21 protein-coding genes are annotated in these 24100 nt (G+C 71.5%); 9 read left to right on the top strand and 12 right to left on the bottom strand.

What is annotated here, in order from left to right; translation table 11 throughout:
• Positions 1 to 27: 27 nt before the first annotated feature.
• Positions 28 to 1359 (bottom strand): histidinol dehydrogenase, encoded by a 1332-nt coding sequence (gene hisD / locus AB0D31_RS00285; RefSeq protein WP_362714789.1) that lies wholly within the window; start codon positions 1357 to 1359, stop codon positions 28 to 30.
• Between the two features lie 135 nt (positions 1360 to 1494).
• On the opposite strand from hisD, the gene AB0D31_RS00280 reads away from it, so the two are divergent.
• The 4 genes from AB0D31_RS00280 (at position 1495) to ybaK (ending at position 5722) form a co-directional block, all read left to right on the top strand.
• Positions 1495 to 3123: an oxidoreductase gene (locus AB0D31_RS00280; protein ID WP_362714786.1), complete on the top strand. Its 1629-nt coding sequence runs from the start codon at positions 1495 to 1497 to the stop codon at positions 3121 to 3123.
• A 210-nt stretch (positions 3124 to 3333) separates the two neighbouring features.
• Positions 3334 to 4410 (top strand): hypothetical protein, encoded by a 1077-nt coding sequence (locus AB0D31_RS00275; RefSeq protein ID WP_362714784.1) that lies wholly within the window; start codon positions 3334 to 3336, stop codon positions 4408 to 4410.
• A gap of 5 nt (positions 4411 to 4415) precedes the next feature.
• Positions 4416 to 5195: an LON peptidase substrate-binding domain-containing protein gene (locus AB0D31_RS00270; RefSeq protein WP_362714781.1), complete on the top strand. Its 780-nt coding sequence runs from the start codon at positions 4416 to 4418 to the stop codon at positions 5193 to 5195.
• 32 nt (positions 5196 to 5227) lie between these two features.
• A complete protein-coding gene (gene ybaK / locus AB0D31_RS00265) occupies positions 5228 to 5722 on the top strand; it encodes a Cys-tRNA(Pro) deacylase (protein WP_362714779.1) in 495 nt (164 codons plus the stop codon).
• Between the two features lie 92 nt (positions 5723 to 5814).
• Here the strand turns inward: ybaK and AB0D31_RS00260 are convergent, their stop codons facing one another.
• From AB0D31_RS00260 to AB0D31_RS00245, 4 genes are all read right to left on the bottom strand, one after another.
• Positions 5815 to 6468, bottom strand: coding sequence for a hypothetical protein (locus AB0D31_RS00260; RefSeq protein ID WP_362714777.1), 654 nt, complete (start codon positions 6466 to 6468; stop codon positions 5815 to 5817).
• A gap of 34 nt (positions 6469 to 6502) precedes the next feature.
• A complete protein-coding gene (locus AB0D31_RS00255; protein WP_362714774.1) occupies positions 6503 to 7348 on the bottom strand; it encodes an ABC transporter permease in 846 nt (281 codons plus the stop codon).
• Positions 7345 to 8352, bottom strand: a complete 1008-nt coding sequence (locus AB0D31_RS00250; protein WP_362714772.1) for an ABC transporter ATP-binding protein — start codon at positions 8350 to 8352, stop codon at positions 7345 to 7347. Before AB0D31_RS00250 ends, AB0D31_RS00255 begins: the two co-directional genes overlap by 4 nt.
• Positions 8353 to 8425: 73 nt before the next feature.
• Positions 8426 to 9676 (bottom strand): NYN domain-containing protein, encoded by a 1251-nt coding sequence (locus AB0D31_RS00245; RefSeq protein WP_362714769.1) that lies wholly within the window; start codon positions 9674 to 9676, stop codon positions 8426 to 8428.
• A gap of 262 nt (positions 9677 to 9938) precedes the next feature.
• Between AB0D31_RS00245 and AB0D31_RS00240 the strand changes: the two genes are divergently transcribed.
• Positions 9939 to 10118 carry a hypothetical protein gene (locus AB0D31_RS00240; RefSeq protein WP_362714766.1) on the top strand — a complete coding sequence of 60 codons (180 nt, stop codon included), beginning with the start codon at positions 9939 to 9941 and terminating at the stop codon, positions 10116 to 10118.
• A gap of 84 nt (positions 10119 to 10202) precedes the next feature.
• Here the strand turns inward: AB0D31_RS00240 and dnaE are convergent, their stop codons facing one another.
• Positions 10203 to 13748: a DNA polymerase III subunit alpha gene (dnaE, locus tag AB0D31_RS00235; protein WP_362714764.1), complete on the bottom strand. Its 3546-nt coding sequence runs from the start codon at positions 13746 to 13748 to the stop codon at positions 10203 to 10205.
• A gap of 230 nt (positions 13749 to 13978) precedes the next feature.
• On the opposite strand from dnaE, the gene AB0D31_RS00230 reads away from it, so the two are divergent.
• The 3 genes from AB0D31_RS00230 (at position 13979) to AB0D31_RS00220 (ending at position 16991) form a co-directional block, all read left to right on the top strand.
• Entirely contained in the window at positions 13979 to 15307 is a 1329-nt protein-coding gene (locus AB0D31_RS00230) for a DUF2252 domain-containing protein (RefSeq protein ID WP_362714761.1), read from the top strand.
• 140 nt (positions 15308 to 15447) lie between these two features.
• On the top strand, positions 15448 to 16122 hold the full coding sequence (locus AB0D31_RS00225) for a hypothetical protein (RefSeq protein WP_362715221.1): 675 nt from the start codon (positions 15448 to 15450) through the stop codon (positions 16120 to 16122).
• A 56-nt stretch (positions 16123 to 16178) separates the two neighbouring features.
• Positions 16179 to 16991: a thioredoxin domain-containing protein gene (locus AB0D31_RS00220; protein ID WP_362714758.1), complete on the top strand. Its 813-nt coding sequence runs from the start codon at positions 16179 to 16181 to the stop codon at positions 16989 to 16991.
• A 132-nt stretch (positions 16992 to 17123) separates the two neighbouring features.
• On the opposite strand, the gene AB0D31_RS00215 is transcribed toward AB0D31_RS00220, so the two are convergent.
• A complete protein-coding gene (locus AB0D31_RS00215; RefSeq protein ID WP_362714755.1) occupies positions 17124 to 17699 on the bottom strand; it encodes a dienelactone hydrolase family protein in 576 nt (191 codons plus the stop codon).
• Positions 17700 to 17729: 30 nt separating this feature from the next.
• Here AB0D31_RS00215 and AB0D31_RS00210 point away from each other — a divergent pair, with 30 nt between their 5' ends.
• Positions 17730 to 18806, top strand: a complete 1077-nt coding sequence (locus AB0D31_RS00210; protein ID WP_362714753.1) for a mechanosensitive ion channel domain-containing protein — start codon at positions 17730 to 17732, stop codon at positions 18804 to 18806.
• A 30-nt stretch (positions 18807 to 18836) separates the two neighbouring features.
• Here AB0D31_RS00210 and AB0D31_RS00205 read toward each other — a convergent pair whose 3' ends face one another.
• From AB0D31_RS00205 to AB0D31_RS00185, 5 genes are all read right to left on the bottom strand, one after another.
• Positions 18837 to 20423, bottom strand: coding sequence for a Na+/H+ antiporter (locus tag AB0D31_RS00205; protein WP_362714750.1), 1587 nt, complete (start codon positions 20421 to 20423; stop codon positions 18837 to 18839).
• Positions 20424 to 20593: 170 nt separating this feature from the next.
• Positions 20594 to 21055, bottom strand: coding sequence for a GNAT family N-acetyltransferase (locus AB0D31_RS00200; protein WP_362714748.1), 462 nt, complete (start codon positions 21053 to 21055; stop codon positions 20594 to 20596).
• A complete protein-coding gene (locus tag AB0D31_RS00195) occupies positions 21052 to 21993 on the bottom strand; it encodes an RluA family pseudouridine synthase (RefSeq protein WP_362714746.1) in 942 nt (313 codons plus the stop codon). The genes AB0D31_RS00200 and AB0D31_RS00195 overlap by 4 nt, the downstream gene beginning before the upstream one ends.
• Before the next feature lie 137 nt (positions 21994 to 22130).
• A complete protein-coding gene (lspA, locus tag AB0D31_RS00190) occupies positions 22131 to 22697 on the bottom strand; it encodes a signal peptidase II (RefSeq protein ID WP_362714744.1) in 567 nt (188 codons plus the stop codon).
• 61 nt (positions 22698 to 22758) lie between these two features.
• Positions 22759 to 23694 (bottom strand): TraR/DksA C4-type zinc finger protein, encoded by a 936-nt coding sequence (locus tag AB0D31_RS00185; RefSeq protein ID WP_362714741.1) that lies wholly within the window; start codon positions 23692 to 23694, stop codon positions 22759 to 22761.
• Between the last annotated feature and the right edge of the window lie 406 nt (positions 23695 to 24100).

The following is a 24100-nucleotide window of genomic DNA, read 5'->3' as shown; positions in this document are numbered from 1 at the left end:
CGGCCTTCGTCGTGCGGTCGGTGTCGGTCATGCGCTCGGCACCTTCCATCCGAAGCGGGCCTTCAGGGCCGCGCCGTGCGCGGGCAGGTCCTCGGCCTCGGCGAGGGTCACCACGTGGTGGGTGACCTCGGCGAGCGCGTCGCGGGTGTAGTCGACGATGTGGATGCCGCGCAGGAAGGACTGCACGGACAGGCCCGAGGAGTGGCAGGCGCAGCCGCCGGTGGGCAGCACGTGGTTGGAGCCCGCGCAGTAGTCGCCGAGCGAGACCGGGGCCCAGGGTCCGACGAAGATCGCGCCGGCGTTGGTGACCCGGTCGGCCACGGCGGCGGCGTCGGCGGTCTGGATCTCCAGGTGCTCGGCGCCGTACGCGTCGACGACCTTGAGGCCGTCCTCCAGGGAGTCGACGAGGACGATCGCGGACTGGCGCCCGGCGAGGGCGGGCTTGACCCGGTCCTCGATGTGCTTGGTCGCGGCGACCTGCGGCTCCAGCTCCTTCTCGACGGCTTCGGCGAGCGCGAGGGAGTCGGTGACCAGGACGGCGGCCGCCAGCGGGTCGTGCTCCGCCTGGCTGATCAGGTCGGCGGCGACGTGCACCGGGTCGGCGGTGTCGTCGGCGAGGACGGCGATCTCGGTCGGTCCGGCCTCGGTGTCGATGCCGATGCGTCCGGTGAAGTACCGCTTGGCGGCAGCGACCCAGATGTTGCCGGGGCCCGTGACCATGTTGGCCGGGGCGCACCCGTCCGGACCCTCGGTGCCGTACGCGAACATCGCGACGGCCTGGGCGCCGCCCACCGCGTACACCTCGTCGACGCCGAGCAGCGCACAGGCCGCCAGAATCGTGGGGTGCGGCAAGCCGTCGAAGTCGGCCTGCGGCGGGGAGGCGAGCGCGATCGAGCCGACCCCGGCCTCCTGGGCCGGGACCACATTCATGATCACGGAGGACGGGTAGACCGAGCGGCCGCCCGGCGCGTACAGGCCCACGCGCTCGACCGGCACCCACTTCTCGGTCACGGAACCACCGGGCACCACCTGGGTGGTGTGGGGAGCGCGGCGCTGCTCCCCGTGGACGATCCTGGCGCGCCGGATGGACTCCTCCAGGGCGGCCCTGACCCGCGGGTCGAGCTCGGCGAGGGCTTCCTTGAGCGCCTCGGCCGGCACTCGCACCCGATCGAGGCGCACACCGTCGAACTTCTCCGCGTACTCGATCAGCGCCGCCGTGCCACGATGGTGCACGTCCTCGCAGATGGGCCGCACCTTGTCCAGGGCGGCTTCCACGTCGAACTCGGCACGGGGCAGCAGGTCGCGCAGGGCGCCACCCTCGGGGAGGGTGGTGCCGCGCAGATCGATTCGGGAGATCACGTATTCAATTCTCTCAGACCGCTCCAGTGGACTGGACGCCTGTATCAGTGGCTGATACGCGCCACGGGCGTCACCCGCTGTCACCCCCGGCCACTAGCGTTCCTCCTGTCAGGGTGGACGGCGAGGGGGACGGCATTGACCGAAGCGCCCGATCTCGGGGAGGCACCGGACTGGCTCAGCCCGGCGGAGCTGGGCATGTGGCAGGCCTTCCGCAACGGCAGTACGTACGATCTGCGCACCCGCAACCCGGTCCGTGACGACCCGTTCGCGGTACGCCCCTGGGGTCCCGGGCGCAGTGTGCGGGCCAGGGTCGTGGCGCTGCTCCTGCTGAGCGGGCCGCCCGCGCTGCCGGGCCGGGTCGCCGCGCTCAAGCTCACCGGGGTGCAGATCACCGGCACGCTCAATCTGTCGGGCGGCAGGATCACCCCGTACGTGGAGCTGAACAACTGCCGGTTCGAGAACGAACTCCTGCTGCCCGAGGCCCACTTCACCACCGTACGCATGGTGAGCTGCGCGCTTCCCCGGGTCGAGGCGGCCCGGCTGACCACCGAGGGCGACCTTCATCTGGCGCGCTGCCGGATCGCGGGCGGCATCCGCCTGACCGACGCGCACATCGGCACCGACCTGCTGCTCAGCCAGGCCGTGGTGCACGCCGACCGCAACGGCCGCTCGATCGCGGCGGACGGGCTCCTGGTCGCCCAGGACCTCCAGGCCGACCTCATCGAGTCGTACGGCGAGGTGAGTCTGCGCGCCGCGAAGGTCGGGGTGACGCTGAGCCTGCGCGGCAGCAGGCTGATCAACCCGGACGGCGGGCGGGCGCTCAACGCGCCCCAGTTGACCGTCGAGCGCACCCTGTACCTGACCTCCGCGGCCGTCTATCCCAGCGGCAACGAGGCGGGCACCACCCCGCCGTACGGGACGCCCTACGGCTCGTCGTACGGAACGAACTACACCAACACGCCGGTGCGGGGCACCCTTATTCAGCCGTTCGAATGCCGGGGCGGGCTCCGCCTGGACGACGGGCGGTTCGGGGACGCCGTGGACCTGGCGCAGTCCCGCATCGTGCTGAGCGACGCGCAGGAACTGTCGCTGCGCCGCATCCAGACTCCGGAGCTGCGCTTCACCGGGCAGCGCGCCGAGCGCGGCAAGGTGGTGCTCTCCGGGGCGCGGGTCGTCAACCTGGTCGACATGGCGGACAGCTGGCCGGGGCCCGGCCACCTCACCATGAACGGCTTCGCCTACGAGAACCTCATCCCGATCGGCACGTTCACGCTGGCCCAGCGCCTGGAGTGGGTGACCGCGGCGACGCCGGAGTACGGGCCCGAGCCCTATGAGCGGCTCGCGGGCGTGCTGCGGGGCAGCGGCGAGGACGCGGACGCCCGCGAGGTGCTGCTCGCCAAGCAGCGCAGGCGCCGCGAGACGCTGCCGCTGGCCGGGAAGGCATGGGGCGTGCTCCAGGACCTGACGGTGGCGTACGGCTACCGGCCGGGCCGGGCCGCGCTGTGGATGGCGGTCCTGTGGGCGGCCGGCACCCTCGCCTTCTCGCACTACGACCCCCGGCCGATCAAGGCCGACGAACACCCCGACTGGAACGCGGCGCTCTACGCCCTGGATCTGCTCATCCCGGTGGTCAACCTGGGCCAGGACGGCTACTGGCGGCTCTCCGGGGCCTGGCAGTGGGCGGCCACCCTGCTGATCCTGCTTGGCTGGATTCTGGCGACGACCGTGGCGGCGGGCGCCTCGCGGCTGCTGCGGCGCAGGTGAGCCCGGAGCCGTGCGGGAGCTGGGGCGGACGAGGGCGACCAGTCCCCGTCCGCGGCGTTTTCGCGGGCTGTGCCCGAGGTCTTCACCCGTTCCCCGTGGGGCGCGAGGTGGCTGAATTTGCCGGGCCTTGACCCCGCGTCGTACAACCCTCACCACCGATACGAAAGCTTCACAGTGGCCCCCTGGCGCCACCCCCACCTGCGGATTTCAATGGTCCACACCATGACTTTCGTATCCGCGCTGATCCGCACCGCACGGCGGGCCAGGCACGTGACCAAGCTTTCGGCTCCCTTCGAGCCGGGGCGGCCCCACGGCCTTCCCGCGGCCGGGCTCTTCGACGGCCAGGATGTGCTGCTCGACGCACCTGACGCCCGGCTCGCCCCCGCACTGGTCTCCGCCGCGCTCGGTGGGTACGAGGCGGCGGCGAAGCTCCTCGCCACCACCCGGGAGCTGGCCGAGTGGGAGAACCGCGACCGCTACACGGTGCGGCTCGCGGCGTTCGCGGTGAACAGACCGGAGTGGCTCGCCGACTGGCTGGCCGCCGCGCCCCGCGACCCGGACGCGCTGCTCGTGAAGGCGGAGCTGGCGATCGTCGAGGCGTGGGGCTCGCCCGCGCGCGCCGAGCGGCTGCGCGACATCGCGCCCCTGATCCTCTCGGCGGCCGACGGCGACCCCGCCGACCCGGTGCCGTGGCGGATCGCCCTCGACCACGCCCGCGGCACCCATGCCTCGCACACGGTCTTCGAGGAGTTGTGGGGCGAGGCCATACGGCGTTCCTCGCACCACTACGGCTGTCATGTGGCGGCGCTCCAGTACCTCTCGGCCCAGTGGTACGGCTCGCACCGCGAGTGCTTCGACTTCGCCGAGCGGGCCGCCGAGGACTCGCTGCCGGGCTCCCTGATCCGCGCGCTGCCGGCCCGGGCCGCCTTCGCGTACATGGTGGGGGGCGGCGGGCACAGCGTTCCGTACGAGCGGATCGACGCGGCGGCCGACCTCGGCATCGAGCTGTCCGCCGCCTACGAGCCGGGCGACCCGTGGCCGGCCGAGGTGCGCAATCTGCTCGCCTACGTCCTCGTCGTCCGCAGGCGCTGGCCGGAGACGCTGGAGGAATTCCGGCGTATCGGGCCGTATGCGACGTCTTTCCCCTGGCTGCATCTGGCCGCGGATCCGCTGGGCCAGTTCCTGGAACTGCGCGAGTTCGTGCGCTGTGAGGTCGCCGCGGGCATGCCATGGGGGCGGGAGCGGCAGAAGCCCGGACGCGCCCGGTCCGACGGCCATTACGCTTGAGCGTTGTGACCACCGCACGCCTCCCCCTCTTCCCGCTCAACTCGGTCCTGTTCCCCGGGCTCGTCCTGCCGCTGAACATCTTCGAGGAGCGCTATCGCGCCATGATGCGCGATCTGCTGAAGACCGGCACCGACGCATCCGGCCTCCCCGGGCCCGAGGGCGCGGCCGGCGACGAGCCGCGCCGCTTCGCCGTCGTGGCGATCCGGGACGGGCGGGAGGTCGCCCCGACCGCCCCCGGGCTTCCCGACCAGACCGCCCAGGCCGACAAGGGCCCCGCGGCCGGCTTCGGCGCCGACCCGATCCAGGCCTTCCACCGGGTGGGCTGCATCGCGGACGCGGCCACCATCCGGGAGCGCTCCGACGGCAGCTTCGAGGTGCTGGCCACCGGCACGACCCGCATCCGCATCCTGTCGGTCGACGCGAGCGGGCCGTATCTGACGGCCGAGTACGAGGAGGTGCCCGAGGAGCCGGGCGAGGAGGCGGGCGCGCTCGCCGAGGGCGTCCTGCGGGCGTTCCGCTCGTACCAGAAGCGGCTCGCGGGCGCCCGTGAGCGCTCGCTCGCCGGCACTGCCGACCTGCCCGACGAGCCGTCGGTGGTGTCCTTCCTGGTCGCCGCGGCCGCGGTGCTCGACGTCCCGGCCAAGCAGCGCCTGCTCCAGGCGCCCGACACCGCGACCCGGCTGCGCGAGGAACTCCAGCTGCTGCGCGCGGAGACCGCGGTCATCCGCCATCTGCCCTCGCTGCCCGCGGTGGACCTGACGCGCACCCCGACCAGCCCCAACTGACCGAGCGCCAACTGACCCAGGGGAGGGCCGCCTTGGCCAAGAAGAAGCAGCAGAGCGCGGGCACCCCGGCGACGGTGGCCCTGACGGCCGCGGGCACCGCGTTCACCGTGCACGCCTATGAGCACGACCCGGCTTCCGCCTCGTACGGCGAGGAGGCGGCGCAGGCGCTCGGGGTGAGCGCGGAGCGGGTGTTCAAGACGCTGGTCGCCGACGTGGACGGCGAGCTGACGGTGGCGGTGGTCCCGGTCGCGGGCTCGCTCGATCTCAAGGCGCTCGCCTCGGCGGTCGGCGGCAAGCGGGCCGCGATGGCCGACCCTGCGGCCGCCGAGCGCACCACGGGTTACGTACGCGGCGGCATCTCGCCGCTCGGCCAGCGCAAGAAGCTCCGTACGGTCCTGGACGACTCGGCCTCCGCGCACGCCACGATCTGTGTCTCGGCGGGCCGGCGCGGCCTGGAGGTCGAGCTGTCCCCCGCGGACCTTGCGGCCCTCACGGGGGCGCTGCTCGCGCCGATCGGGCGCGGGTAGGGGATTTCGACAGGGGGCTGGCAAGGGGCTCTCGGGGGCTGCCCGGCCGGCCGCGTGCAGCGCTTCAGCGGGCCGGCCGCGTGCAGGGGCTCTCAGAGTCCTGAGGAGCCCGGGCCCTGCGGGTCCGCGTCCAGCGGGGGGACCTGCCATGCCGGTTCGGGGTCGCGGGGCGCGAACAGGGCCGTGAGGCCCAGATGGACGGCCATCGCGGCGATCGGCCAGGCGAGCAGCGCGCCCTTGGCGTCGAGCTTGAGCGGGGCGTCGAAGGTGACGCCCTTGCCGGCCGCCTTCGCCGCGGCCACCACGTCCTGGTTGGGCCCGAGCCAGATGCCCAGGCGCCAGGCCAGGACGGAGCCGAGCAGGCTGCCGACGGCGAGCCCGGCGACCAGGGCGATCCCGCCCGTGCGGCGGAACAGGAAGACCGCGGCGGCGCTCAGCGCGCCAAGTCCGAGCGCGATCAGGATGAACGTTCCGTCTCCGCCGATCGCCTCCTCCCCCTCGGTATCCTTGAGGAAGACGGCCTTGTCGTCGGCGATGAGCGGCACCCTCGGCGCGAGCCACAGCCACAGCAGCCCGAGCGCCACCCCGGCCACCGTCACCGCGACGGCGACGATCACCGCGTCCCGCACGTCCTTCTTCATGGTGGGCGCCTCCTCGACGGTTCCGAGGTGGGCTCCCCCGGCGGGCGTCTGCCACGGGTCGTCGCCCGGGGGCTGCTGATGGGGCGGTGTCAGAGGTGCGGTCACCCTGACATCGTGCCAGGCGTGTCTGTGCGCCGCCTCACCGGACCGCTGCCCGGCGGTAGGCCCACGCCGCCACGGCGAGCGAGACGACGCCGACGGCTGCGCACACCCCGAGGTCGAGCCCGACCAGACCCCAGTCGGGGTGGGCGTCGAAGCTGTGCGCGAAGGCCTCCACGCCGTAGGTGGAGGGCAGCAGGTCACGGGCGTACGCGATGGGCCCAGGCAGCCGGCCGGCCGGCAGGACGCCGAGCAGCAGCGCCGCCGACATGCCCAACTGGCCGAAGAGCGTGGCGAGTTCCTGGCGGGGCGCGAGAAGCCCGAGGGCCGCGCCGAGTCCGGAGAGAGCGGCTCCGGCGAGCGGGATCACCGCGGCCAGGATCCACAGGTGCCCCATCGGGAGGCCGAACAGGAGGCAGCCGAAAACGGCGGTGACGGCGGTGCCGGGCACGGTGAAGGAGGCGTACGCGGCGGCGGTGCCGAGGACCACGGAGGCGGGCGGCACGGGCAGCGTCGCGTAGTGGTCGAGGCCGCCGTCGGCGCGCAGCCGGCCGAAGTACTGGGCGAGCAGGTTGAGCGCGACGAAGGCGACGACGAGCACGCTCGATCCGGCGACCACCGCGCGGGCCTCGCTGCCACCGTCCACGACACCCCGCATGAGGATCATGATGCCGACGGACTGGAAGGTGGCGACGAACAGGAGCGGGATGCGGGAGACCCGGGCCCGTGAGAGCTGGGCGCGGTAGACGGCGGCGAGCGCCGGGAAGAGCCGGGCGCGGGGCGCGAGCGGGGCGGCGTCGACGGACTCGGGGCGCTCGGCGGTACCGCTGGCCGGGGCGCGGCCGCCGACCGTCTCGACGGTGCTCTCCAGAGGAATGGCGCTCACGCCTTCACCAGCCCTTCCGTGCGGCCGCCGAGGGCGAGGTAGACGTCTTCCAGGCTCGGCGTGGCCAGGGTGAAGTCGTCGAGGGCGGCGAAGGCGGGGCCGCCGGTGACGGTGGCGACGGCGGCGCGGGCCCGCTCGGGAGTGAGCCGCAGCGTCCAGCGCCGGCCGGACTCCTGGGCGGATGCGCGCAGCGCCGCGACCTCGGGGACCTCGACGGGGGCGCGGTCGCGCCACACCAGCTCGACCCGCACCTCGTCGGCGACGCGGGCCTTGAGCCCGGCCGGGGTGTCGCAGGCGATGACCTTGCCGCGTTCGATGACGGCGACCCGGTCGAGCACGGTCTCCGCCTCGATGACGTTGTGGGTGACGAGGACGACGGTGGCGCCGCGTTCGGCCCGGCGCCGGTCGACGGCCGCCCACACGGCGCGCCGGGCCACCGGGTCCATGCCGGTGGTGGGCTCGTCGAGGACGAGGACGGGGCGCTCGCCGACGAGGGCGGCGGCGAAACAGGCCAGGCGCCGCTGGCCGCCGGAGAGCTTCTTGAGCGGGCGTCCGGCGATCTCGTCGAGGCCCAGCTCGGCGAGGACGGCGTCGCGTTCGGCGCGGGCCTCGCGCAGGGTGAGCCCGCGCAGCCGGCCGGTGGTCTCGGCGGCGAGCGCGACGGTCAGCTCGTCCAGGGCGGTGGACTCCTGGCCGAGGTAGGCGATGAGGCGGGCCGCGCGTTCGGGGTGGCGGACCAGGTCGTGGCCGAGCACGTCGACCGAGCCGGCGTCGGGCCGCATCAATCCGGTCAGCTGGCGTACGAGGGTGGATTTTCCGGCGCCGTTGGGGCCGAGCAGGCCGAAGATCTCGCCGCGCCGCACATCCAGGCTGATCCCGTCGGTGGCCCGGACCTCGGGCGTACCGGGCGCACCTCGGCCGCCCCGGGCCGCGGGGTACGTCTTGACCAGGCCCCGCACCGTGCAAACGGTGCCGGCCCGTGCCGCTGCTGTGCCGGTACTCACGGAGAACGAGCCTAAGGGGTCCAGGGACCGGCCCTGCCCCGGGGGCGGCCCCGAACCGCCCCGGTGGTGCGGGCTACTCGCCGGCGGGCTGGCGCTCGGCGGCCGCCCGTACGTCGATCTCGCGCCAGAACCCGGCCCGGATCGCGTACCGGTCGTGCTCGTCGATCTGGTCGTCCTTGTGCGCGAGGAGGCCGAACCGGGCGGCGTAGCGCAGGAGTTCACCGTCGATGCGGTGCGGGATGCGCGGGTACATGGTGGACAGCTTCTGCACGTGGGTGGGCTCGGGGAGCCGTTCCATCCAGCGGCGCGCGAAGACCTGGCCCACTTCGTAGGGGTCGCCGCCGACGGTGGTGATGTCCTCTTCGCGGTCGGCCCAGCGCTGCTCGGCGCTGGTGAGCTGGGCGAGCGTGGGCAGGGAGGCCGTCTCGGGGGATTCGCCGAGTGCGGAGCCGGGCCGCTCCACCCAGCCCTTGTCGGAGGACCAGCGCAGGGTAGCGGAGGCGGGCGCGGGGGCTGCGGGGGCGCTGCCGGGGCCGCGCAGCGAAGCCAGGTCCTTCGGCGTCGGTACGCCCTTGGCGCCGCCCGGGGTGGGCACCGCGGCGCCGTTCTCGCCGGGCGCGTCGGCGGGCGTCGCCACCCCGTTGCGCCCGGCGGCGGCCTGGGCTTCGGCGGCCCGCTCGGCGGAGGCGGCGAGCGCCGATTCGGGCAGCGGGGCGGAGAGGATCGCGGCGATCTCGGGGCGGGGAGCGGGGGCGGGGGCGCAGATGCCGGTGAGGTCCCTGGCGCGGACCGCGCGAGTGATCCAGGCACGGTCGAGGACCCGGCGCTCATCGGCCTCGGCGACGAGGTCCTCGGACTGGTTGTAGTCGCCGTCGGCGGCCTGCACGGCCCACAGGTGTACGGCGACGCCGTGTTCCTTGGCGGACATCAGGCCCGGCAGCAGATCGCCGTCGCCGGTCACCAGGACCACGTCGGAGCAGGCGCGGTTGCGGGCGAGTTCGGTCAGCTCGGCGTGCATCGCCGCGTCCACGCCCTTCTGCGCCCAGCGGCCGTCGCTGCGGGTCAGGGCGCCGAGGCGGACCGTCACCCTGGGCATCACGCGCAGCCGACGGTGCTCGGGCTGCGGGACCCGGTCGGGGGCGCCGTCGAACCAGTAGATACGCAGGAGCGGTTGCTGGGTATCGGCCTCGGCGCGCTCGCGCAGCCCCTGGATCAGGGCGGCGTGGTCGACGGTGATGCGGGAACGGGCCGGTTCTCCGGCGAGCAGACTCGCGGCGGCACCGAGCAGGTAGCCGGCGTCCACCAGGACGACGCAGCGGTCCATGCGTTCCACCCTCTTTCGGGAACGGAAAAGCCGAAGAAAAAGAATTCTGGAGCGGGGTGCGGGGGATCAGCGAACGAACTTCGGGTTTCCTTCGAGTCTGCCCGACCGTGCGGGGGTTGAGCACCGGAACTCGATCATCGGCGTGGCGGATTGGAGCGTCACCCCTCCGTCACGCACGGTAATGATCCGAAATGCGACCTTTGTCCTTTTGTGTGAGTCTGGCAGCGGCCCTGGCCCCGAGTCCCCCACAGGAGGCAGCACCATGGCCAAGAACAAGAACCGCAAGTCGGGCAGTCAGCAGGACCGCTCCACCGCCGCCGAGCGCGGTCACGAGGAGTCCAAGTCCACTGCCTTCGAATCGCAGGCCATGCCGCAGTCGCAGGGCCAGGGCAGCCCGGCGGATGTTGCCCGTAAGCACCAGCGGCGCTTCGGTCACAACTGACCTGTCCGCGTACGGGAAGGGGACGCGCCCCGAGGGGTGCGTCCCATTCTCGTGCATGCGGAGCTGCCTGCGGTGCGCCGGGGCTCAGCCGGCCAGACAGGACGGGCCGAGCAGCACCTTCAGGTCACCGAAGAGGGCCGGATCGGCCTGGACCCGGTGCCGGTCGAGCCGGAGCACGGTCGTCGAGCGCGGGCCCTGGAGCTTGATCCGCACCTCGGTGTTGCCCCGGTGGTGGCCCAGGATCTCGCCGAGCCTGCTGACCATCGGCGGGGTGACCTTGACGGTCGGGATGGTCAGGACGACCGGGGCGTTGGTGCCCGCCGACGAGAGGTCGGGGACCATCAGCTCCATCGCGACCAGCCGCGGGATGTCCTCGCGCTTGTCGAGGCGGCCCTTGACGAACACCACGGCGTCCTCGACCAGCTGCGTCGACACCAGTTGGTAGGTGGCCGGGAAGAACATGCACTCGATGGAGCCGGCCAGGTCCTCGACGGTGGCGATCGCCCAGGCGTTGCCCTGCTTGGTCATCTTGCGCTGGAGGCCCGAGATGATGCCGCCGATGGTGACGATCGAGCCGTCCGAATAGTCACCGCCGGTCAGCTGGCCGATGCCCGCGTCGGCCTTGTCGGACAGGACGTGCTCCAGGCCGAAGAGCGGGTGGTCGGAGACGTACAGGCCGAGCATCTCGCGCTCCTGGGCCAGCAGGTACGACTTCTCCCACTCCACGTCGCCGAACTCGACGTCGAGCCCGAAGCCCGGCTCGGCGTTGTCCTCGTCCATGCCGCCGAAGAGGTCGAACTGTCCCTCGGCCTCCTTGCGCTTGACCTGCACCACATTGTCGATCATGGGCTCGAACTGTGCGGTGAGGCCCTTGCGGGTGTGGCCCATGGTGTCGAAGGCGCCCGCTTTGATGAGCGATTCCGTGGTGCGCTTGTTGCAGGCGACCACCTCGACCTTGTCGAGGTAGTCGGGGAAGGAGCTGAACTTCCCCTTGGTCTTGCGCGACCGGATGATCGACTCCACCACGTTGGTGCCGACGTTGCGGACCGCTTCGAGGCCGAAGAGGATCACGTCGTCACCCTGGGCGGCGAAGTTGTGCACCGACTCGTTGACGTTGGGCGGCAGCACCTTGATGCCCATGCGCCGGCACTCGTTGAGGTAGACGGCCGACTTGTCCTTGTCGTCCTTGACCGAGGTGAGCAGCGCCGCCATGTACTCGGCCGGGTAGTTGGCCTTGAGGTAGGCGGTCCAGTAGGTGACCAGGCCGTACGCCGAGGAGTGCGCCTTGTTGAACGCGTATCCGGCGAACGGGACCAGCACGTCCCACAGGGCCTGGATCGCCGCGTCCGAGTAGCCCTTCTTCTTGGCGCCGCCCTGGAAAAGGACGAAGTTCTTCGCCAGCTCCTCGGGCTTCTTCTTGCCCATCACACGGCGCAGGATGTCGGCCTCGCCCAGCGAGTAGCCGGCGATGATCTGGGCGGCCTTCTGGACCTGCTCCTGGTAGACGATGAGGCCGTAGGTGAGGCCCAGGGTCTCCTTGAGCGGCTCCTCCAGCTCCGGGTGGATCGGGGTGATCTCCTGGCGGCCGTTCTTGCGCTCGGCGTAGTTCGTGTGCGAGTTCATGCCCATCGGGCCCGGCCGGTACAGGGCCGAGACGGCGGAAATGTCCTCGAAGTTGTCGGGCTGCATCTGGCGCAGCAGCGAGCGCATGGGGCCGCCGTCGAACTGGAAGACGCCGAGGGTGTCACCGCGGCAGAGCAGTTCGAAGGTCTTGGGGTCGTCGAGCGGGAGCGAGAGCATCTCCAGGTCGACGCCCTTGTTGGCCTTCACCATCTTGACGGCGTCGTCCATGATGGTCAGGTTGCGCAGGCCCAGGAAGTCCATCTTCAGCAGGCCGAGCGACTCGCACTGCGGGTAGTCCCACTGGGTGATGGTCACGCCGTCGGTGTGCCGGACCCAGATCGGCGCGTGGTCGACGATCGGCTCGCTGGACATGATGACGCCGGCCGCGTGCACGCCCATCTGCCGGACCAGGCCCTCTACGCCCTTGGCGGTGTCGATGACCTTCTTGACGTCGGGCTCGTTCTCGTACATCCCCCGGATCTCGCCGGCCTCGCTGTAGCGCGGGTGCTTGGGGTCGGTGATGCCGGAGAGGTCGATGCCCTTGCCGAGGACGTCGGCGGGCATCGCCTTGGTGAGGCGGTCGCCCATCGCGTACGGGTAGCCGAGGACGCGCGCGGAGTCCTTGATGGCGTTCTTCGCCTTGATCTTTCCGTAGGTGCCGATCATGGCGACCTTGTCGGAGCCGTACTTCTCCGTCACATACCGGATCACCTCGACGCGCCTGCGCTCGTCGAAGTCGATGTCGACATCGGGCATGGAGACACGCTCGGGGTTGAGGAACCGCTCGAAGATCAGGCCGTGCGTGATCGGGTCGAGGTCGGTGATGCCCATCGCGTACGCGACGATCGAACCGGCCGCCGAACCACGGCCGGGGCCCACCGCGATGCCGTTGTTCTTGGCCCACATGATGAAGTCGGCGACGACCAGGAAGTATCCCGGGAACCCCATCTGGATGATGATGTCCATCTCGTACTCCGCCTGCTTCTGGCGGTCTTCGGGGACACCTCCCGGATAGCGGCGCTCCATGCCGACCCGGACTTCCTCCTGGAACCAGGTGACCTCGGTGTAGCCGTCCGGGATCTCGAACTTCGGCATGAGGTTCTTCGCCTCGAACATGCCGCTCGTGTCGATCTGCTCGGCGACGAGCAGGGTGTTGGCGCACCCCTGCTGCCAGGCGTCCGAGGAGTCGATGGCGTACATCTCGTCGGTGGACTTGAGGTAGTAGCCCGTGCCGTCGAAGCGGAAGCGGTCCGGGTCCGAGAGGTTCTTGCCGGTCTGGATGCACAGCAGCGCGTCGTGCGCGGTCGCCTCGTGGGCGTAGGTGTAGTGCGAGTCGTTGGTGACCAGCGGCGGGATGCCGAGCTTCTTGCCGATCTCCAACAGACCGTCGCGGACCCGGCGTTCGATCTCGATGCCGTGGTCCATCAACTCCAGGAAGTACCGGCCCTCGCCGAAGATGTCCTTGTAGTCGGAGGCCGCCTTCACCGCCTCGTCGAACTGGCCGAGCCTGAGCCGCGTCTGGACCTCGCCCGAGGGGCAGCCGGTGGAGGCGATGAGCCCCTCCGACCACTGCGCGATCGTCTCCTTGTCCATCCGGGGCCACTTCTGCAGCCAGCCCTCGGCGTAGGCGTCGGAGGAGAGACGGAAGAGATTGTGCAGACCGGTCTTGTTCGCCGCCCAGATCGTTTTATGCGTGTATCCACCCGAACCGGACACGTCGTCGCGCTTCTGGTGCGGCTGGCCCCACTGGATCTTGCGCTTGTTGCGCCGCGACTCGGGGGCGACGTACGCCTCGATGCCGATGATCGGGGTGACGCCCGCCTTCTTCGCCGAATGGAAGAAGTCGTAGGCGCCGTGCAGGTTGCCGTGGTCGGACATGGCGATGTGCGTCATGCCCATCTCGTTGCAGGCCTCGAACATGTCCTTGAGCCGCGCGGCACCGTCCAGCAGCGAGTACTGGGTGTGGACGTGAAGGTGCGTGAACGGTGTCTTGGACGTGCCAGTCACGGGTGGGGCCTCCAGCGGCAAGGGGGGTTGGCGAAGCGGGTGGGACAGCCTCGGAGTCTACGTCGCCGGACCGACAACCGAGGAGGAACCGGCGCGCGAGACCGCTCGGCGACGGGCGGTGACGGAGCGCGCGGCGTGCGGGCACTTGGCGGTACGGTCGCGCGTTGGAAGGGGCAGCACACCCCGTTCCGCACGTGATCCAGGCAGTACGCACCAGGAGGCACCCAGCGATGTCGGCCCCGCAGCCCAGCGCGCAGACCCGCGGCGAAGAGATACTCGCCGTTTTCGAGACCGCGTTCGGCCGGCTCCTGGCCGCCGACCCGGCCGCCTTCCGGGTCAAGTTCCGCAAGATGGCCGGCTCCGCGTTCGCCTTCTACCGGGGCACCGCCTGCCTGTTCTACTCCGACCTGGAGAAGGAGCGGCACGGCGGCCCCTACCTGGACGAGCGCACCGGCCGGGTCTGGATCCACGGCGATCTGCACGCCGAGAACTTCGGCACGTACATGGACGCCAACGGCCGGCTGATCTTCAACGTCAACGACTTCGACGAGGCGTACGTGGGCCCCTTCACCTGGGACCTGAAGCGGCTCGCGGCCTCGCTGGCGCTGATCGGCTACACCAAGGCGCTCGGCGACGAGCAGATCACCTCCCTGGTGCGCGTCTGCGCCGCCGCCTACCGCGACCGCATCCACGCGCTCGCCTCGGGCGCCAAGGAGGACGAGGTCCCGCCCTTCACCCTGGACACGGCGGAGGGCCCGCTGCTCGGCGCGCTGCGCGACGCCCGCGCACGGACCCGGTTCGCGCTGCTCGACTCGATGACCGAGATCCGGGAGTACGAGCGCCGGTTCACCGAGGACGACGGCTCGATCGAGCTGGACGCGGCGACCCGGTACAAGGTGCTCGCGGCCTTCGACGGCTATCTGGAGACGCTGCCCGAGGAGAGCCTGGTGCGCCCGGACTCCTACCGCGTCAAGGACGTCGTGGGGCGGCGCGGCATCGGGATCGGCTCGGCCGGTCTTCCCTCGTACAACATCCTGCTCGAAGGGCACAGCGACGCCCTGGAGAACGATGTGGTGATCTACATCAAGCAGGCGCAGACCCCGGCCGTCTCGCGGCACATCACGGACCCGGCGGTGCGCGGCTACTTCCAGCACGAGGGGCACCGCACGGTGATCTCGCAGCGGGCGTTGCAGGCCGCGGCCGATCCCTGGCTCGGCTGGACCGAGCTGGACGGTGCGGGCCAGCTGGTCGCCGAGGTCTCGCCGTACGCGGTGGACCTCGACTGGTCGGACATCGACGACCCGGACGAGATCGCGGCGGTCGTCGCCGACCTCGGCCGGGCCACCGCCACCATGCACGCGGCGGCGGACGACGAGAGCGGCCACTCCGAGCTGGTGCCCTTCTCCACGGAGCGCGCCATCGACGCGGCGATCGCCGCCGACGAGGACGGCTTCGCTGAGCTGCTCGTCGAGTTCGCGCACTCCTACGGGGCGCGGGCCCGTGCGGATCACCAGATCTTCGTCGACCTGTTCCGCAACGGCCGCATCCCGGGGCTGTGACCCGGGAGCCGTGACCCGGGGCACGGCAGGCGAGTTCGGGGACCCGGCGGCCGGTCGCGACGGCCGTATCCCGCCGGGCCCGCCGGTCTCACCGAACTCTTAGGGGCGGCATACAGCAGGGCATGGCACACTCACCCGCGATGGACATATCCGGGACGCAGCTCAGAGCGGCACGCGCGGCGCTTTTCACGGCGCTCGTCGTGACGCTCTCCGCCGCGTCCCACGTGCTGCTCTCACGAGTCGCACTGCCGCTCTGCCTGGTGGCGGGCGCCGGCTGCGCGGTGTTCGTCATCGCATACGCCCTGGCCGGCCGCGAGCGCGGGTTCTGGGCGATCGCGGGGACCCTGGTCCCGCTCGAACTGGCTGCCGACACCCTGTTCACCACGGGCCAGCACGTCTGTTACGGCCCGGCGGGCGGCCCCGTCGCGGGCGCCCTGCGCGCGGTGGGCGTCGACGTGCTGTGCGGCGGCGGCACGCTCGGGGCGGTGCCCGCCCCGGCCAACGCGGCCACTCTGCTCACCCACCCCGGGCCCGCCGTGCCCTGGCTGCTGCTCGGGGCCCATCTGGGCGTCGGCATGCTCGCCGCCCTGTGGCTGCGGCGCGGCGAGGCGGCGCTGGCCCGGCTGGTGCGCACGGTCGGCGCCCGCACCTTCCGGCCGCTGCTCGTCGCGGTCGCCGTGGTGCGCGCCGTGACCGGCGGCCCCCGCAGGCCCGCGCGGCCCGCGCACCACCGCCCCGGCCCCTCGCGCACCCGGCTCCTGGTGCACTCCGTGGCAGGAAGGGGACCGCCCTGCTGGTCGCTCGGCCCGGTCTGAGCACAGCAGCGCACTCCCCCGCCCCATCCCCACCTGCCATCCGGAGAAAAGACATCATGAGTTCCCGCAACAGCCAGGCCAACAAGGCTGCCGCCCGCGACCGACTGCGAGCGGAGCGCGAGCGCGAGGCGAAGAAGGCCAAGGCGCGCCGCCAGGTCATCGTGGCCGTGTCCGTGGTCGCCGCCCTCGCCGTCATGGGCGGTGCCGGCTACCTGATCAAGGAGGCCATGAAGCCCTCCGCGTGGACGGCCGCCAAGGACAAGACGCTGGTGAAGCCCGCCAACAGCTCGGGCAAGGACGGCACGACCGTCGTCATCGGCAAGGCGGACGCCAAGAAGACCCTCGAAATGTACGAGGACCCGCGCTGCCCGATCTGCTCGCAGTTCGAGCAGACCGTCGGCCCGACGATCAAGAAGGACGTCGACGCGGGCAAGTACAAGATCCAGTTCATCGGCGCGACGTTCATCGACAAGGGCAGCCCGGGCGTCGGCTCGAAGACCGCCCTGAGCGCGCTCGGCGCGGCACTGAACGTCAGCCCCGAGGCGTTCCTCGACTACAAGTCGGCGCTCTACTCGGCGAAGTACCACCCCGAGGAGACCGAGGACAAGTTCAAGGACCGCAATTATCTGATCACGATCGCGGGCACCGTCCCGGCCCTCAAGGGCAACGCGGGCTTCCAGAAGGCCGTGAAGGACGGCACCTACGACAAGTGGGCGCTGACCATGTCGGACAAGTTCGACAGCAGCGGCGTCCAGGGCACGCCCACGCTGAAGATGGACGGCAAGAAGATCACCGACGGCCAGTCGGACAACGCCCCGATGGACGCGGCGACGTACGCGACGGCCATCGACAAGGCGCTCAACGGCTGATCACGGCGGCCCGCCGACGAGCGGGCCGCCCGCGTGAGCAACACGCGCGGGTCACACGCGCGGGTCACACGCGAACGGGCAGTGCGAACCTCCGGGTCCGCACTGCCCGTTCGGGGTTTCTCCGGCCGGCGGCTAGCCGTCGAGCCCGTCGAGGAAGCCGAGCGCCGTGCGCCAGGTCTGCTCCGCCGCCGCCTCGTCGTAGTCCGGCAGCTGCGGGTCGGTGTAGAGGTGGCCGGCGCCCGGATAGCGGTAGATCTCCACGTCCGCGCCGGCCCGCTGCATCTGCAGGTACCAGGAGTTGAGCCAGTCCCCCGACTCGAACGGGTCGGGGTCGGCGACGTGCAGCTGGACGGGCAGCTCGTCCACGGCCGTGTTCTCTGCCATGTCCGATGTGCCGTGGAACAGCAGCAGCCCGCGGGCCTTGGCGTCGCCGAGCGCCAAGGTCTGCGCGATGGACCCGCCGAGCGAGAACCCCGCGTAGACGAGCCCTCGCTCCGAGTAGGGGGCGGCGGCCAGAATCGCCCGTTTCAGGAGTTCGTCCTTGCCGATCTTCTCCTTGATGTCGCGCCCCTCCTCGACGGTCTCCACGGTGCGGCCTTCGTACAGGTCGGGGACGTGCACCTGGTGGCCGGCGGCCCGCAACCGCTGTGCCGCCTCCTGTACGGCGGGACGCGGACCGTAGACCGAATGGAAAAGCATGATGTTCATGAGGCCATCGTGCCAGTTACGGTCGGGGGCATGGAGAACGTACTGCGTCCGTTGATCGTCATCGGCGGCTCGGTCGTCCTCGCGCTCGTTGTGGGATGGCTTGCCGACCGACTGCTGCGCCGGGCCGACGCCCGGGACCGCGAGACCCCGCTGTGGGGCCTCCTGCGCCGCTGCCGCATACCGCTCAACCTCGTCATGCTCACCGCGATCCTGCGCGGCTCCTACGACGAGATCAAATGGAAGCCCGTGCAGGATCACGAAGCGGGTCTCGGCCAGTTCCTCACCCTGATCCTGATCGGCGCGAGTTCCTGGCTCGTGGTGCGGATCGCCACGGCCGTCGTGGAGTCCTCCTACACCCGGTACGCGGCCTCCACGCGCGACCCCGCCCGGGTCCGCCGGGTCCGTACCCAGGTCACGCTCATCCAGCGGGTGGTCAGCGCCATCGTCATCGTGGTGGCGATCGCGGCGATGCTGCTCACCTTCCCGGCGATGCGGGCGGCCGGGGCGTCCCTGCTGGCCTCGGCGGGCATCGTGGGCGTCGTCGCCGGTGTGGCGGCCCAGTCCACCCTCGGCAACCTCTTCGCCGGGTTGCAGATCGCCTTCGGCGACGTGGTGCGGATCGGCGACACCGTGGTGGTCGAGGGCGAGTGGGGCGTCGTCGAGGAGATCACGCTGACCTATCTGTCGGTGCGCACCTGGGACGAGCGCCGCCTGACCATGCCGGTGTCGTACTTCACCAGCAAGCCGTTCCAGAACTGGTCGCGCGGCGGTGTCCAGATGACCGGAACCGTCTATTTCCACCTGGACCACTCGGCGCCGATCCCCCTGATGCGCGAACGGCTCGCCCTGATCCTCAAGGAGTGCCCGGCGTGGGACGGCCGGGACTTCTCGCTCGCGGTGACCGACACGACGCCGACCACGATCCAGGTGCGTGCGGTCGTCACGGCCAAGGACGCGGACGACATCTGGACGGTCCGCGTCACGGTCCGCGAGCAGCTGGTGGCCTGGCTGTACGAGGAGCACCCGTACGCGCTGCCGAGGATCACCACCGAGGCTCAGCCCCCGACGCCCCGGGACCACCCGGCGATCGAGGACGAGCGCCGCTAGCCCGCGCGGGGCGGGCCCAGCGCTCGCCGGTCAGCGCAGGCTGCGGACGTCCAGCTGGCGCAGCACCCGGTCGACGATCTCCGGGTCCGCGCCCGGCTCATTGCGCGCGGAGAGCACCTCGTGCCGGGCGGCGGACATCATCTCGCGCTGGATGCGCTGCACGGCCCGGATCCGCTCCACCCGCTTCGCGTACGACGCGCGCCGCTCCTCGTCGACCATGTCGGGGCTGATCTTCGCGCCGACGTCGTACGCCCTGCGGTGCAGCTGCTCCATGACCTCCTCGGGCAGCTCCTCGACGTCCTGGATCTCCTTCAGGCGCCGCTTGGCGGCCTTCGCGGCGCGGATCGCCAGGTCCCGCTCCAGGACGCGCTCGGCGTCCGTGTCGGCGCGCACGCCGAGCCTCTTGACCAGCCAGGGCAACGTGAGTCCCTGGAAGACCAGGGTGGTCATGATCACGGCGAAGGCGATGAAGATGATCTCGTCGCGGCCGGGGAAGGGGGCACCGTCCTCCGTCTTCAGCGGGATGGCGAGGGCGAGGGCTACCGAGGCCACGCCGCGCATCCCGGCCCACCACATGACGATGGTCTCCCGCCACGACGTGGGGATCTCCTCGTCGTAGTCACGCTTGGTGTGCAGCCGTTTGGCGAGCCAGGTCGCCGGGAGCAGCCACAGCAGCCGTACGCCCACGACGACGCCGACCACGGCCGCCGCCCAGCCGAACATGTGCGATTCGCTGCCGGTCGCCGTGCCGAACACGTTGTGGAGTTCGAGCCCGATCAGGCCGAAGGCGACGCCGGTCACCAGGGTGTCGACGATCTGCCAGAACGTGGCTCCGGCGAGCCGGCCCTGCACGTCGTCGGCGTCCATCGTGTGCTCGGCGAGGAAGAGCGCCACCGTCAGGACAGCGAGGACGCCCGAGCCGCCGAACTCCTCGGCCAGGACATAGCCGACGAACGGCACGAGGAGCGTGAGGCCGATCTGCAGCGTGGGGTCGCCGAGCAGCCCCATCAGCTTGTTGGCGAGCCAGCCGAGCGCGAGACCCACGACGACGGCGACCACGGCGGAGAGCACGAGTTTGCCCGCCGCCGACGCCCAGGAGAAGCTCCCGGTCACGGCCGCGGTGATGGCCACGTGGTAGAGCACGATCGCGGTGACGTCGTTGAACAGGCCCTCGCCCTCCAGGATCGACACCAGGCGGCGCGGAAGGCCGAGCGAGCCCGCCACCGCGGTCGCGGCGACCGGGTCGGGCGGCGCCACGAGTGCGCCGAGCGCGACCGCGGCGGCGATCGGCAGGCCCGGGACGATGGAGCTGGCGACGGCGGCGACCGCGGCGGTGGTCACGAAGACGAGGGCGACGGCGAGCAGGAAGATCGGCCGGAGGTTGGCGGTGAACTGCCGCCAGGAGGTGCGCTGTACGGACGCGTAGAGCAGCGGCGGCAGCACGAGCGGCAGGATGAACTCCGGCTCGATCTCCACGTTGGGCACGAACGGCAGGAGCGCCATGGCGATCCCGCCGAGCGTCATGAGCACCGGGGCGGGCAGCCCGAGGCGCTCCCCCAACGGGACCGTCACCACCGCGCCGAGTAGGAGCACGAGCAGCAGGGCGAGCTGGTCCACGGGATGCCCTCCGGGCGGTCCGGGCCTGGACGGCCTTGACGATCAAGACCTCAAGCGTGCCACGCAACCGGGCCGAACCGCCCATCGGGGCGCAAAGGGCCCGGGCGGCGGTGCCGGGGGGCGGGCCCAGCTGAGCCAGGGGCGGCCTCCGAAAAACCGCCAGGCACCCCCTAGGGCAGCGCTCGCCGCATCGCCCGGTGCGGGATGCCCGCGTCGGGGAACTCCGGGCCGTACGCCTCGTAACCGAGCCGCTCGTAGAAGCCGAGTGCATGCGTCTGCGCGTGCAGGTCGACCGCGGTCAGGCCGCGCTCGAAGGCCGCGGCCTCGATGGCGCGCACCAGGGCGGCGCCCACGCCGAGGCCGCGGGCCGCCGCGGTGACGGCGAGCCGGCCGAGCGAGCCGACGCCCGGGTCACCTGTCTTGGCCCGCGCCCCGGAGCCGTGCAGGAGCCGCCCGGTGCCGAGCGGGCCGTCGGCTCCCACCGCAAGGACGTGCAGCGCGATCGCGTCGTACGTGTCGTACTCCACGTCCTCGGGGACCCGCTGCTCGACGACGAAGACCTCGTTGCGCACCGCGAAGCAGGCCTCGCGGTCGGCCGGCTCCTCGGCGACGCGGACGGTGAAGGCGGTCACTCGCTCTCGGCCCGGATCGCGTCCAGGGCGTACTGCAGATCGGCCGGGTAGACGCTCTCGAACTCGACCCACTGGCCGTCCGAGGGGTGCTCGAAGCCGAGGCGCACCGCGTGCAGCCACTGGCGGGTCAGCTTGAGGCGCTTGGCGACGGTGGGGTCGGCGCCGTAGGTGAGGTCGCCGACGCAGGGGTGGCGGTGGGCCGACATGTGGACGCGGATCTGGTGGGTGCGGCCCGTCTCCAGCTTGATGTCGAGCAGGGAGGCCGCGCGGAAGGCCTCGATCAGGTCGTAGTGCGTGACGGACGCCTTGCCCTCGGCGATCACGGCCCACTTGTAGTCGTGGGTGGGGTGGCGCCCGATCGGGGCGTCGATGGTGCCGCTCATCGGGTCCGGGTGGCCCTGCACCAGGGCGTGGTAGCGCTTGTCGACCACGCGCTCGCGGAACTGGGCCTTGAGCGAGGTGTAGGCGCGCTCGGACTTGGCGACGACCATGAGGCCGGAGGTGCCGACGTCGAGGCGGTGCACGATGCCCTGGCGCTCGGCGGCGCCGGAGGTGGAGATGCGGTAGCCGGCCGCGGCGAGGCCGCCGATGACGGTGGTGCCGGTCCAGCCGGGGCTCGGGTGGGCCGCGACGCCCACCGGCTTCATGATCACGACAATGTCGTCGTCGTCGTGGACGATCTCCATGCCCTCGACGGGCTCGGCGACGATCTGTACGGGGGCGGCCGCCTGCGGCATCTCGACCTCCAGCCACGCCCCGCCGTGCACCCGCTCGGACTTGCCGACCACGGCGCCGTCGACCTGCACCTTCCCCGCCGCGGCGAGCTCGGCCGCCTTGGTACGGGAAAACCCGAACATGCGGGAGATGGCGGCGTCGACGCGCTCGCCTTCGAGGCCGTCGGGAACGGGCAGGGTGCGGATCTCGGGAATCGTACTCACCCGTCGAGTATGCCTTGCCGCACCGGCGTCACCCGCCGCGCGTCCGGCGGGCGGGCACCTGGGCGGGCCCCGCGGCATCCCCCGCGCCGGCCCCCGGCTGGCCCCGGGGCATCCCCCGCAGCGGCCCCTGGGCGGGCTCAGTCCTTGTGGACGGTGCCGTCCGGGTCGAGGCCGCGGAAGGAGAGGATCACGATGAGGATGCCGCCGCAGACGATCGCCGAGTCCGCGAGGTTGAAGACCGCGAAGCCCTGGGGCGCGATGAAGTCGACGACCTCGCCCTTGAAGATGCCGGGCGAGCGGAAGACGCGGTCGGTGAGGTTGCCGAGCGCACCGCCGAGCAGCAGGCCGAGGGCGATCGCCCAGGGCACGCTGCGGAGCTTGCGCGCGAGCCGGGCGATCACCACGATCACGGTCGCCGCGATGATCGTGAAGATCACCGTGAAGGCCTCGCCGATCCCGAAGGCGGCGCCCGCGTTCCTGATCGCGTTCAGCTGCAGCAGATCGCCGATGAGCTTGATCGGCTCGTGGTGTTCGAGCCTGGCCACCACGAGCATCTTGCTGCCGAGGTCCAGAAGGTAGGCGAAGGCCGCCACCGCGAACAGCACGGCGATCTTCCGCTTGCCCTTCGGCTGCTCGGAAGGGGCCGCCTGTTCGTCGGCCCCTTCCGCATCCGGCGTACCGATGATGCGCTCCGCCTCTGCCACGTGAGTCCCTCAACCGCTAGGTGCCTGACTGAGCACGAGGGTACGGCACACCTGTGCGGGGTCAGCCCCGCCGTTCCTGCTTCTGCTTGTCCTCCACGCACAGCGTGGCGCGCGGGAACGCCTGCATCCGTGCCTTGCCGATCGGTTTCCCGCAGGCCTCGCAGTAGCCGTACGTCCCGGCGTCGAGCCGTTCCAGGGCGTGCTCGGTCTGTTCCAGGGTCTCGCGCGCGTTGGCCGCGAGCGCCATCTCGTGCTCGCGGGTGATGTTCTTGGTGCCGGTGTCGGCGTCGTCGTCGCCCGCGCCGTCACCCGAGTCGCGCATCAGGCCGGCCAGCGCCGCCTCCGACGACTCGATCTCGGTGCGCAGCCGCAGCACCTCGCCGGACAGCTCGTTGCGGGCCTCGGCGACCTCCTCCGGCGTCCACGGGTCCTCGCCCGGCCGGACCGGAAGCTCGCCCGGGGTGGCCGTGGCCACAGCACGGGCCGTCGGCACCGCCGACGCCGCGGCGGTCCTTGCCGCCGTCGCCCCTCCCGCAGTCTTCTTCGCAACCACCTTGTTGGCTCCCGTCTCTTCCGCGGCCGCAGCCGCCCCCTCGGCCGCGGTCGCGGCCTTCTCGGCGCCCGCCCCGGCCGACTTCGCCGGCACCGTCTTGTCGGTCGCCTTGTCGGACGCGGCGGACGCCGTCCCGGTTGCCTTGCCGGCCGTGGTCTTCTTGGCGACGGCCTTCCTGGCCGAACTCTTCTTGGCGGCGTTCTTGGCCGCCGCCTTCGTGACCGGCTCCTTCGGGGCCGCCGTTTTCGTGACCAGCTCCTTCGCGGCCGCCGTTTTCGTGACCGACTCCTTCGTGGCCGCTGATCTCGTGGCGGCCGTCTTCCTGGCGGCCGTCTTCGTCGTCGCCGCCTTCGAGGCTGCCGTCTTCTTGGCCGCCGTCTTCTCGGCGGCGGCGGCTTTCCTGGACGCCGTTGTGGTCTCTCCGGCGGTCTTCTTCGCCACCATGGCCGCGGCCCCTTCACATATTGTGATCTTGCTCGCGAATCGTGCTGGGACGATAAATCGACTCCAGGCCCGCGGCAACGGGGCACGCCGCCGGTTCGCCCCGCCCCGGACCGGCCGCGCGGCGAACCTGCATCGGTTGTGCCCAGCTCCCGGCCCGGCGAATCCGCCGTACGGGCGGGGCCCGGGCCCGCCGCGGCCCGTATGGCCATTCGGGTCACGCGCCACCCCCGACCGGCCCGCCCCAAATCCGGTGGGCCGCCGTTCTCCGGGCCCCGTACACTGGCCCCAGCGAGAGGCGTGGACGGGACGAGTAGCGGCGTACGCAGCCAAGAGCGATCCGGGGACGGTGTGAGCCCGGAGGTGAGCGCGCGGTGAAGATCACCCCCGAGCCGCCGGAAGAACGACT

It is taken from the genome of Streptomyces sp. NPDC048361 (assembly GCF_040651795.1).
Taxonomy (GTDB): domain Bacteria; phylum Actinomycetota; class Actinomycetes; order Streptomycetales; family Streptomycetaceae; genus Streptomyces.
This window is presented reverse-complemented; position numbering and strand designations above follow the sequence as displayed.